Raw genomic sequence first — 11,761 nt, 5'->3', positions numbered from 1 at the left:
CCTGGCGGGCGCGAGGCGTGCCTCGGTACGGCGGGCGACGGCGGCCGACAGCGCGGGGACGGCCACGCCCGCGGCGAGCAGCCCGCAGGCCAGGATCAGCCCGGCGGCGGGCAGCAGCCAGCCGGTGAAGGCCGCGGTCGCCACGGACACGAGGCCGCCGGTCAGCGCGGGCAGCAGCCACCGCAGGTAGTGGTCCTGGACGGCGTCCACGTCCGCGACCAGCCGCGACAGCAGGTCACCGCGCCGCGTCCCGCCGAGTCCCGCGGGCGCCAGCCGCTCCAGCCGCCGGAACACCGCCACCCGTACCCCGGCCAGCGCCCGGAACACCGCGTCGTGCGCGACCAGCCGCTCGCCGTAACGGAACACGGCCCGCCCGATCCCGAACGCCCGCGTCGCCGTCACGGCCACCATCAGATACAGCACCGGCGGCTGCTGCGACGCCCGGCTGATCAGCCACCCCGACGTCGCCATGAGCCCCACAGCCGACAGCAACGCCGCCGCCCCCAGCGCGACGGCCCCCACGAACCGCCCCCGCGCCCCGCCGCCACGGACCCGAAGCACGTCCGGCCCCGACCGCGGCCCGGAGAGGGCGTTGCCGTCAGCCTCCGCCCGCTCCCGGACATCCGTCCGGTCGGCCGCGCGGGCCGCCGCCGCGACGGGTGTCGGCGCCGCGTCCGGCGGGGCGACGGGACCGGGTCGGAGGGGGAGGACTTTGGTGGCGAGGGGGAGGAGGGCGGGGCGGTGGGCGATGAGGAGGACGGTGCGGGCGGCGGTGAGACGGTGGAGGGTCGTGACGATCCCGGCCTCGGTGGCGCCGTCGAGGTTGGCGGTGGGCTCGTCGAGGAGGAGCAGGGGGCGGTCGGCGAGAAAGGCGCGGGCCAGGGCGATGCGCTGGCGCTGACCCGCGGAGAGGTTCGTGCCGTCCTCGGTGAGGACGGTGCCGGGGGAGACGAAGGAGAGCGCGTCGGCGTCGGCGAGCGCGGTACGTACGGCGGCGTCGTCGGCGTCGGGCCGGGCGAGCCGTACGTTCTCGGCGACGGTTCCGGCGAACAGGTGCGGGTGCTGGGGGACCCAGGCGATCTGGCGGTGCCAGTCGGCCGGGTCGATCGCGGCGAGGTCGGTGTCGCCGACCAGAATCCGCCCCTCGGCGGCGGGGACGAAGCCGAGCAGCGCGTTGAGCAGGGTCGTCTTGCCGACCCCGCTGGGCCCGGTGACGGCCACCGTCTCTCCGGGCGCGAGGGTGAAGGTCGTCGCGGCCAGCGACCCGCCGTCGCGTACGACGAGCCCCTCGACCGTGATCGTGGCGGACCGCGGATCGGGCGCGGGCGCGCCGCCGGGCGCGGGCGGCGCCGTCTCCAGCACCTCGAAGACCTGCTCCGCCGCCGCCAGCCCCTCGGCCGCCGCGTGGTACTGCGCGCCCACCTGCCGCAGCGGCAGATACGCCTCGGGCGCGAGGATCAGCACCAGCAGGCCCGTCCGCAGGGACAGTTCGCCGTGGACGAGCCGCATGCCGATCCCGACCGCGACCAGCGCGACGGAGATGGTGGCGAGCAGTTCGAGGACGAAGGAGGACAGGAACGCGATCCGCAGCGTCCTGAGCGTGGCCCGCCGGTACTCGCCGGTGATGGCGCGGATGTTGTCGGCCTGTGCCTTGGCCCGGCCGAAGACCTTGAGCGTGGGGAGCCCCGCGACGACGTCGAGGAAGTGCCCGGACAGCCGGGCCAGCAGCTTCCACTGCCGGTCCATCCGCTCGCGGGTCGCCCAGCCGACCAGCACCATGAACAGCGGGATGAGCGGCAGCGTCACCGCGATGGTCGCGGCCGAGATCCAGTCGGCGGTGACGATCCGGGCCAGCACGACCGCGGGCACGACCACCGCGAGGCCGAGCTGCGGCAGATACCGCGAGAAGTAGTCGTCCAGCGCGTCGATCCCGCGGGTGGCGAGCGTGGTCAGCTCGCCGCCGCGCCGCCCGGTCAGCCAGCCGGGGCCCAGCGCGGTGGCCCGCTCCAGCAGCCGCCCGCGCAACTGCGACTTCACCGCGGCCCCCGCCCGGTGCGCGCACAATTCGGTGAGCCAGCCGACCAGCGCCCGCCCGACGGCGACCGCCACCAGCCACGCGAGCGTCCCGCGCAGCTCCCCGACGCCCTCCCCGTCCCGGAATCCGCCGACCACCACATCGGCGATCAGCACCGCCTGGGCGATGATCAGCCCCGCCCCGGCCAGCCCGAGCAGCACCGCCCCGGCGAGGAAGACCCGGGTCGTACGCGCGTACCGCAGCAGTCGCGGATCGACAGGTTTCACGTGGAACATTCCTCTCCGGGTCGAATGCGGGCGTCAGTGCCCGGCGGGGCGTCAGTGCCCGGCGGGGGCGCCGGCGGGGGCGCCCGCGATGTGCTGGGTACCGATGCGCTTGCGGAAGACCCAGTACGTCCAGCCCTGGTAGAGCAGGACGAGCGGTGTGGCGATGCCCGCGCACCACGTCATGATCCGCAGCGTGTACGGCGTGGAGGAGGCGTTGGTGACGGTCAGGCTCCAGGCGTTGTTCAGCGAGGACGGCATGACGTCGGGGAAGAGCGTCAGGAAGAACATGGCGATGGTCGCCGCGACCGTGACGCCGGACAGGGCGAACGACCAGCCCTCGCGTCCCGCGAGATTGGCGCCGAGGGCCCCGACGAGGGCGACGACGGCGACGATCAGCGCGGGCAGGCTGCGGCCGTGGCCGTGGGCGGCCTGGGTCCAGATCAGGAAGGCCGCCGCGAGGAGCGCGGTGAGCACGCCGACGCGGGTGGCCAGCGCGCGGGCGCGGTCGCGGATGTCGCCGAGGGTCTTGAGCGAGGCGAAGACGGCGCCGTGGAAGGTGAAGAGGCTCAGGGTGACGAGTCCGCCGAGGATCGAGTACCCGTTGAGCAGGTCCCAGAAGTCGCCGACGTACTCCTTGTTCGCGTCGATCTTCACCCCCCGCACGATGTTCGCGAAGGCGACGCCCCAGAGCAGCGCCGGGACCAGGGACGTCCAGAAGATGGCGTTCTCCCAGTTGCGCTGCCAGCGCTCGTCGTCGCGCTTGGCGCGGTACTCGAAGGCGACGCCGCGCACGATCAGGCAGACCAGAATGATCAGCAGCGGCAGATAGAAGCCAGAGAAGAGGGTGGCGTACCAGTCGGGGAAGGCCGCGAAGGTCGCGCCGCCCGCGGTGAGCAGCCACACCTCGTTGCCGTCCCAGACCGGGCCGATGGTGTTGATCAGGACCCGCTTCTCGGTACGGTCGCGGGCCAGCAGCTTGGTCAGGACGCCGATCCCGAAGTCGAAGCCCTCCAGGAAGAAGTAGCCGGTCCACAGGACCGCGATGAGGACGAACCAGACGTCGTGCAGATGCATGTCGCACTCCTCTCAGTACGAGGGATGAGTTCTCAGTACGAGAAGGCCATCGGGCGGTCGGCGTCCGCGCCGTCGTCGTCGCCGCCGATCCGGGTGGGGGAGCGGCGGTCGTCGTCGGTGAGTTCCGGCGGTCCCGCCTTGGCGTACTTCAGGAGCAGCCGCACCTCGACGACGGCGAGGGCCGCGTAGAGGAGGGTGAAGACGATCAGGGAGGTGAAGACCTCGCCGGTGGAGACCGTGGGGGAGACCGCGTCGCGGGTGCGCAGGACGCCGTAGACCACCCAGGGCTGGCGGCCGGTCTCGGTGAAGATCCAGCCCCAGGAGTTGGCGATCAGCGGGAAGACCATGGTCCACAGGGCGATCCGCCAGTACCAGCGGCTGAGCCGGGGGCAGATCCCGCCGTTCTTGGTGAGCATCAGCTTCGGGACCTCGTCCTCGCCCGTGCGGTGCGCGGGCGCGAGCCAGAACTTGCGGCGGGTGAGCCACAGGCCCGCCGCGCCGACGCCGATCGAGACGACGCCGAAGCCGATCATCCAGCGGAAGCCCCAGTAGGCGACGGGGATGTTGGGCCGGTAGTCGCCTGGGCCGTACTTCGCCTGCTCTTCCTTGTTGACGTCGTTGATGCCGCCCACGTAGGCGTTGAAGTCGTCGGTGGCCAGGAAGGACAGCAGGTTCGGAATGTCTATGGCCACCTTGTTGTGACCCTTGCTGACGTCGCCGACCGCGAAGATCGAGAAGGGCGCGCCCTTCTGGCCGTCCCACAGTGCCTCGGCGGCGGCCATCTTCATCGGCTGCTGCTTGAACATGACCTTGCCGAGGGTGTCGCCGCTGATCGCGGTGAGCGCGCCCGCGACGACGGCGACGACCAGGGCCAGTCGCAGCGAGGAGCGCATCACGGAGATGTGCCGCTTACGAGCCAGGTGGTAGGCGGCGATCCCGATCATGAACGCGGCGCCGGTGAGGAAGGCGGCGGACATGGTGTGGAAGAACTGCGCCAGCGCGGTGTCCTGGGTGAGCACCGCCCAGAAGTCGGTGAGTTCGGCGCGCTTGGTCGTCGGGTTGTAGCGGTAGCCGACCGGGTGCTGCATCCAGGAGTTGGCGGCCAGGATGAAGTACGCGGACAGGATCGTCCCGATCGAGACCATCCAGATACAGGCGAGGTGGATCTTCCTCGGCAGCTTGTCCCAGCCGAAGATCCACAGGCCGATGAAGGTGGACTCGAAGAAGAAGGCGATCAGCGCCTCGAAGGCGAGCGGGGCGCCGAAGATGTCGCCGACGAAGCGCGAGTAGTCCGACCAGTTCATGCCGAACTGGAACTCCTGGACGATGCCCGTCACCACGCCCATGGCGATGTTGATCAGGAAGAGCTTGCCCCAGAACTTGGTGGCCTTCAGGTACTTCTCGTCGCCGCTGCGCACCCACGCGGTCTGGAGTCCGGCCGTGAGCGCGGACAGCGAGATCGTCAGCGGCACGAAGAGGAAGTGGTAGACGGTCGTGATGCCGAACTGCCATCGGGCGACGTCCAGTGGACCCATTGCGAGTTGCACGATCCGTCTCCTTTTCTCCTACAACCCGATCAGCTTGTGAACGTGAATACATTCACAAGCTCAGTATCACGCACAGCAGTTCGCCCCCTGCGACCGGGGGGTCGCAAGGGGCGAAAGTGCAGGTGGGAGTAGGTTTCGAGGGGTCGCGCCGACAGCCGCTCCGCCGCCTCACAGCTCCTTGCGGAAGCTCTCGGCCGTCCGCAACAGCAGATCGTTGGCCTCGGTCTCGCCGACGGTGATCCGTACGCCCTCGCCCGCGAAGGGGCGGACCGTGGTGCCGGCCCGCTCGGCCGCCGCCGCGAAGTCCGTCGTACGCTCCCCCAGCCGCAGCCATACGAAATTGGCCTGCGTCTCGGGCACCGTCCAGCCCTGCGCGGTCAGCGCCTCGACCACCCGGGTCCGCTCGGTGACCAGGCCCGCGACCCGCTCCAGCAGCGCGGGCTCCGCGCGCAGGCTGGCGACCGCCGCGTCCTGCGCGAGCTGGCTGACGCCGAAGGGCACCGCCGTCTTGCGCAGCGCCGCCGCCACCGGCTCGTGCGCCACCGCGAAGCCGATCCGCAGCCCCGCCAGGCCGTACGCCTTGGAGAAGGTCCGCAGCACCGCCACATTCGGACGGTCCCGGTACAGATCGATTCCATCGGGAACATCGGGGTCGGTGATGAACTCGCGGTACGCCTCGTCCAGCACCACCAGGATGTCGGACGGCACCCGGTCGAGGAATCGTTCCAGCTCGGCCCGGCGCACCACCGTGCCGGTCGGATTGTTGGGGTTGCAGACGAAGATCAGCCGCGTGCGGTCGGTGACCGCCGCCGCCATCGCGTCCAGGTCGTGCACCTCGTCCGCGTCAAGCGGCACCTGCACCGGCAGCGCGCCGCTGATCCGGGTGATGATCGGATACGCCTCGAAGGACCGCCAGGCGTAGATCACCTCGTCACCGGGGCCCGAGGTCGACTGGAGCAACTGCTGGGCCACGCCGACCGAGCCGGTGCCGGTCGCGACGTGCGCCTCGGGCACGCCGAAACGTCCCGCCAGCTCGGCGGTCAGCGCCGAGCAGGCCAGGTCGGGATAGCGGTTGAACGTGGCCGCGGCGGCGGTGGCCGCCTCCAGCACACCGGGCAGCGGAGGGTACGGGTTCTCGTTGGAGGACAGCTTGAAGGCGGGCCCGGCCTGGGCACCGCTCTCGTCCACGGCCGGGGGTCGTCCGGGCTTGTACGTGGGGATGCCGTCCAGTTCCGCGCGCAGCTTGGGGGTCATGGCCACACCCTACGAGTGCCCGCGGCCCCTGTGGAGGTGCGGTACCCCACAGCCCGGCCGCCGCACACGACGGTTCCCGGCGGAGCGCGGCTCCGCCGGGGGTGCACGCCGGATTCAAGCGGCCATGGGGGCACCCCCGGACGAAGTCTGGAGGAGAGAAGACGGCAAAAAAACCCACCCGCGTCCCTCGTAGGAGTGAGTTGACGTCACTCGTGTCGGTGGACCAATGGACGGGCATCGGCCGCACCCGCGCCGGTATCACCCACGAGGCACGCCCTGCCGCCTGCATATTCCACCTTGCATACGGGGTTCGATCTTGCAGAAACCTATCTTCTGGGGGGTAGAACCGGCAGGCGCCGTCCGGACCAGCGCCGTCCTAATATCGGCAGGCCATGACAGCAGCAGGGAACCACCAGGCGAGCCGGCCCATCGGACGCCGGCTCGAGCGGGCGGGCATCAGGGACGTCGCCGCCGCCGCCGGAGTCTCGATCACGACTGTCTCCGACGCACTCAACGGCAAGGGCCGACTGCCCGACGCCACCCGCCGCCATGTGCGCGAGGTCGCCGACCGGCTGGGCTACCGCCCGTCCGCCGCCGCCCGCACACTGCGCACCGGCAGATCGGGCCTGATCGGCCTGACGGTGACGACCTACGGCGAAGAACCGTTCACCTTCACCGAATTCGCGTACTTCGCGGAGATGGCCAGGGCCGCCACCTCCGCCGCGCTGGCCCGCGGCTACGCCCTGGTCATCCTGCCCGCGTCCTCCCGGCACGACGTGTGGGGGAACGTGGCGCTGGACGGCACCGTCGTCATCGATCCCTCCGACCACGACCCGCTGGTCACCGAACTGGTCCGGCAGGGCGTCCCGGTGGTCAGCGACGGCCGCCCGGCGGGCAGCCTGCCCGTGCACGCCTGGGTCGACAACGACCACGAGGCCGCCGTCCTCGGCATCCTCGACCACCTCGCCGCCGCCGGCGCCCGCCGGATCGGCCTGCTCACCGGCACCACCACCGACACGTACACCCGGCTGTCCACCACCGCGTATCTGGAGTGGTGCGAGCGGGTCGGCCAGGAGCCGGTCTACGAGTCGTATCCCGCGCACGACCCGCGGGCGGGCGCGGTCGCCGCCGACCGCTTACTGGCGCGGCCCGACCGGCCCGACGCCGTCTACGGGCTCTTCGACCCCAACGGCACCGATCTGCTGGCCGCCGCCCGCCGTTACGGCCTGCGCGTGCCCGACGACCTGCTGCTGGTCTGCTGTAGCGAGAGCACCGTCTACGCCAGCACGGAACCGCCGGTCACCACGCTGTCTCTGAAGCCGCGGCGGATCGGTACGGCGGTCGTGCAGTTGCTCATCGACGCCATCGAGGGCGGCGGCGGCGCGCATCCCGTACAGCAGGTGATGCCGACCGAGTTGATCGTCCGCACCTCTTCGCAGCGGCGCGCGCACCGCACGACGGTCAGTCATCCGCGGGGGCCCGCGGGCGGCTGAGGAACAGCGTTCGTCCGGCCGGTTGAGGAAGAGCGGCCCGTCCGGCCGGACGGCTCCGCCGGGCACCCCCGCGAGTGATCGGCCGAACGGGTGACCGAGCCCCCGTCGACGGCCGGAAGACGAATCGTGCGGGCGTACGAGGGAGCTAAGGGATGGTTTGTCTGCGCCCTGCGAAAACCAGGTGCCTGGGTATGTCACAACGCGACAGCGTCATTCCTATGATGGGCGGATGGCGGCGCGATCGTGGAGGGGTCGATGACTCAGGGGGCAGGTCAGGGACCCGAGCCCGGGACTTCGGAAGGCTGGCGTCCCGAGGCGCCCGCGTACATGTCCGGGCACGGTCACGGGCACGAGCCGACGGCCGGTTTCGGCACGGCTCCGGCGTTTGAGCCGACGGTCGGATTCGAGCCGCGCGGCGGCTACGGGGAGACGTCCGGCGGATACGGCGGGGCTGCGGCTCCGGTGCTCACGGAACCGGCTTCCGTGCTGGTCGGTTCGGCTCCCGTGCTGGTTGATCCGGGTCCGGGTCCGGGTCAGGCTCCGCGTCCGGGTCAGGCTCCGGCGGACTCGGCGTCAGCGGTCTCGGCCGTACCGCCCGTACCGCCCGTGCCGTCCGTGCTGTCGGCGACCACCGGCGGGGCGGGTGTGGCACCGGCGTACGAACCGGCCCGCGCCGCCGTACCACCGGTGCCGCCCGCGTACGACAGCGCGCCGCCCGCACAGCGGCCCGCCGCGTACGAGGCGACGCGACCCGACGCGACCCTGGTCCCCGCGGACTACACGCCGACCGCCCACGACCTGCCGGTGATCACCGCGGACGGCGCGGCGGGCGACCGGCCGGGACCGCTGTACGTGGTCGGCGATGTGCACGGCTATCTGGACGAGTTGCTGGCGGCGCTCGGCGAGTGCGGCCTGGTCGACGAGGAGGGCCACTGGGCGGCGGGCAGCGCCCGGCTGTGGTTCCTCGGCGACTTCACCGACCGCGGCCCCGACGGCATCGGCGTCATCGAACTGGTCATGCAGCTCTCGGCGGAGGCCGCGGCGGCGGGCGGCTACTGCCGTGCCCTGATGGGCAATCACGAACTGCTGCTGCTCGGCGCGCACCGCTTCGGCGACACGCCCGTCAACTCCACCGGCGGCACCGCCTCCTTCCTCGCCGCCTGGCGGCTCAACGGCGGCCAGCCGACCGACATGGACCGTCTTGAGGACCGCCATCTGACCTGGATGTCCCGGCTGGACGCGGCCCACGTCACCGACGGCCACCTGCTGGTGCACTCCGACACCACCGCGTATCTGGACTACGGCAGCAGCGTCGAGGAGATGAACGACACGGTCACCGGCGTACTCCAGCGCGGCGACGCCGACGAGTGCTGGGACCTGTTCCGCAAGCTCACCAAGCGGTTCGCCTTCCGCGGCGACGGCGGCCCGCAGGCCGCCCGCGAACTGCTCGGCACCTACGGCGGCAACCGCGTCGTGCACGGGCACAGCCCGATCCCGTACTTGCTCGGCGAGGTCGGCGGCGAATATCCGGCCGACGGCGAGGAGCGGGTGCACACCGTCAACGGACCGATGGTCTACGCGGAGAATCTGGCGGTGGCGATGGACGGCGGCGTCACGATGGACGGACGGCTGCTGGTCGCCCAACTGCCGCTGGTGGGCTGAGGACCTGTCCGGCGGCTCCTTCGCGCTCCGCGCGGCGGGCCAGGCGCTCCGCGCGGCGGGCCAGGCGTTTCGCTTGGCGGGTCAGGCACTTTCGCGGACCGGCCCGCTCCGGAAGGTACGGGCGGGGAGCGCGCAGGGGCTTCCCGCCCGGCGTCTTTGGGGTGACGTGTCGGTGTCCGGCACATTTCGCGCCGTCAGATTTCCTGGTTGCACCCTGTCACGGCCTCGCCTCCCCGCTCTACCATCGCTGTATCCGTAGGCACGCCGCTCTCCGCGTACTCGGCCGACCGGGCCGGTTCCCCTCGGGGAACACCGGCCGCGCTCGGGGAGTCGGAGCATCGGGGGATGCACATGACCAGCGCTCCACATCTGCTCACCGAAGACCGTCCGGACTTTGAACGCGCGCTGGACGAGGCGCTGCGCACGGTCCTGCGGGATCACGAACCCGACCGTGAGCGGGCCCTCGGGCCGGACGGCGGGGACGTGGAGGAGAGCCGCCCCGCGTCGCGGCGGGCGAACCACTCCAACGGTCACTCCGCCCTGAACAGCGAGCAGTTGCGCACCCTGGCGCTCGGCGCGGCCGAACTCATCGGCGACGCGGCGGCGGCCGAGTACGAGACGTACCGCGGCGTCCGGGAGGAGTCGCGGGAGGCCGCCCGCGAGTCGGCGCGCGCCCGCGACAACCGGTCCTTCGGCTACGCGGCGATGGGCGTCGCGGAGGGCGCGGGCTCCGGCGCGGGCCTGATCGCCGTGCTCGCCGTCCTGACGCCGCTGCTCGCGGGCGCCGCCGCCGTGATCTTCCTGCTGATCGGTTACGCGCTGCACGCGGTGGCCCCCGAGCCCGCCATCGCGTCGCCGCTGCGCACCGCGGGCTGGCTGTTCGCCGCCGTCACCGCCGCGTCGATACTGCTCGGCGCGGTCGGACTGCTGCTCACGGCGCTGCGCGACGGCTCCTCGGCCATACACGACTCGCCCGACGCGCTGCCGCCCGAGGTCGCCGACGCGCGCGACGCCTGGTACCGGGCGCTGCTGGAGCGCGGGATGCTGCCCTTCCTGGAGGACGCGGCGGCCGGCGCGGCGCTCGCCCCGACCACCGCCCACGAGCCGCCGCGCGGCCCGGCGGTGAGCCCGGGGCCCGGCACCGGCGTCAGCCCCGCCACCGGGCAGGACCTCAGCCGCATGCCGCGACTCGGCTACTCCCGCCCCGACTTCAGCAGCCCGGCGCCCGACCCGGCCGCGCCGCTGCCGCCCGCCGCCCCGCGCTTCTCCGGTCCGCGCTACAGCAGTCCGGACTTCACCAGCCCGGACTTCGGCGGCCCGGACAACACGCCCGAGTAGGGGCCGGTCCTGCGCAGCGCCGGGACGGCCGGGCCCGCGGCAGCGGATGCCGTCGCCGCGGATGCCGTTGTCACGGACGCCGTTGCCGCGGACGCCGTACTGGGTGCTGTCCCGGCGGACCCTGCCAGGCCGGGCGCTGTCACGGCGGGCATGAACATCAGCACTCTGCGCCTCGGATCGTGCGCCGGGGACGACACGAGCATGCGCACCCGCTGGACGTAACCGCCGGCCGGTGGCCGCAACAGCCGTACCTGGCCGTCGTGGTGCAGCGCGACCCGGGTGGACTCGCTCTCCGCCTGCCACAGCCGGGCCAGTTCGGGGTCCTCGCGCAGTTCGGCGATGACGCGGAGCAGCTCCTGGTCGGGGCCGGTCTGCGGCTGGTGGTGGGCGGTCTGCGCCTGGAGCCGGAGCTGGCGCAGGAACGCCGTCGCCCAGCCGGTCCGCCACTCGGCGCACAACTGCCGCGCGTACGGCGCGAAGAGCACGAACCGCAGCAGATTCGCGGGCGGCGGCTGGCCCGCGGGCTCGAAGAGCTGGCGCCACGCCTGGTTGGTCTCCAGAATCCGCCAGGCGCCGTCCACGGTGAGGGCGGGAACCTGGAGCGCGTGGAGGTACGACGTCCAGCCGGTGACGGCCTCGGGGTCGGGTTCCGCCGGGCCGCGCGGCGGGTAGCCGCCGGTGACGATGAACCACAGCTCGTCGCGCTTGCGCGAGTCCAGCCGCAGCGCGTTGGCGAGGCTGTCGAGGCGGTGGGCGGGGATGGGGCGCCCGCAGCCCTCCCAGTCCTGGTAGAGGCGCGGTGATATGCCCAGGCGCTGGGCCACCGCGTGCTGGCTCAGGCCCGGCGGGCGGTAACCGTTGTGGCCCGTGATGGGCTCGGGTTCGCCCGCGAAATTTCTGCGGGCCTCGCGCAGGAACTCCTGGATCAGCGGTGGGTCCTCGTCGGAACGACGGTCCATGGCTTGTCCCCCGGATCTTCTCGGCTGCCGCGTCCTTGGGGGTGAGGGGTCACCCCGGCGTCCGCGGCCTGCGATTTCGCGCCCCGCTCATGCTAAGCGGGGATGCTCGCGAGCCGCCGGAATCGCCTTGTCC

8 protein-coding genes are annotated in these 11,761 nt (G+C 72.2%); 3 read left to right on the top strand and 5 right to left on the bottom strand.

Annotated features, from left to right (window positions below):
• The 4 genes from cydD to hisC all read right to left on the bottom strand — a co-directional run.
• The coding region (cydD, locus tag BGM09_RS07955) for a thiol reductant ABC exporter subunit CydD (protein ID WP_188280736.1) at positions 1–2,310 on the bottom strand (2,310 nt) is incomplete at its 3' end.
• Between the two features lie 42 nt (positions 2,311–2,352).
• On the bottom strand, positions 2,353–3,375 hold the full coding sequence (cydB, locus tag BGM09_RS07950) for a cytochrome d ubiquinol oxidase subunit II (protein ID WP_188280735.1): 1,023 nt from the start codon (positions 3,373–3,375) through the stop codon (positions 2,353–2,355).
• Between the two features lie 32 nt (positions 3,376–3,407).
• Positions 3,408–4,910, bottom strand: coding sequence for a cytochrome ubiquinol oxidase subunit I (locus tag BGM09_RS07945; RefSeq protein WP_223186491.1), 1,503 nt, complete (start codon positions 4,908–4,910; stop codon positions 3,408–3,410).
• A 180-nt stretch (positions 4,911–5,090) separates the two neighbouring features.
• Positions 5,091–6,176 (bottom strand): histidinol-phosphate transaminase, encoded by a 1,086-nt coding sequence (gene hisC / locus BGM09_RS07940; protein WP_188280733.1) that lies wholly within the window; start codon positions 6,174–6,176, stop codon positions 5,091–5,093.
• A 392-nt stretch (positions 6,177–6,568) separates the two neighbouring features.
• Between hisC and BGM09_RS07935 the strand changes: the two genes are divergently transcribed.
• The 3 genes from BGM09_RS07935 (at position 6,569) to BGM09_RS07925 (ending at position 10,669) form a co-directional block, all read left to right on the top strand.
• A complete protein-coding gene (locus BGM09_RS07935; protein WP_188280732.1) occupies positions 6,569–7,669 on the top strand; it encodes a LacI family DNA-binding transcriptional regulator in 1,101 nt (366 codons plus the stop codon).
• 606 nt (positions 7,670–8,275) lie between these two features.
• On the top strand, positions 8,276–9,331 hold the full coding sequence (locus tag BGM09_RS07930; RefSeq protein ID WP_411158274.1) for a metallophosphoesterase: 1,056 nt from the start codon (positions 8,276–8,278) through the stop codon (positions 9,329–9,331).
• A 345-nt stretch (positions 9,332–9,676) separates the two neighbouring features.
• Positions 9,677–10,669, top strand: coding sequence for a DUF3054 domain-containing protein (locus BGM09_RS07925; RefSeq protein WP_188280730.1), 993 nt, complete (start codon positions 9,677–9,679; stop codon positions 10,667–10,669).
• Here BGM09_RS07925 and BGM09_RS07920 read toward each other — a convergent pair.
• Complete coding sequence (locus BGM09_RS07920) at positions 10,609–11,628, bottom strand: helix-turn-helix domain-containing protein (RefSeq protein WP_188280729.1); 1,020 nt, start codon at positions 11,626–11,628, stop codon at positions 10,609–10,611. The two genes, BGM09_RS07925 and BGM09_RS07920, sit on opposite strands and share 61 nt — an antisense overlap.
• Positions 11,629–11,761: the final 133 nt, after the last annotated feature.

Origin of the sequence: Streptomyces sp. CBMA29 (assembly GCF_014596445.1) — a bacterium.
In the GTDB taxonomy this organism is placed as follows: Bacteria; Actinomycetota; Actinomycetes; order Streptomycetales; family Streptomycetaceae; genus Actinacidiphila.
The sequence above is the reverse complement of the archived record's forward strand: the minus strand, read 5'-3'. Positions and strand labels throughout refer to the sequence as shown.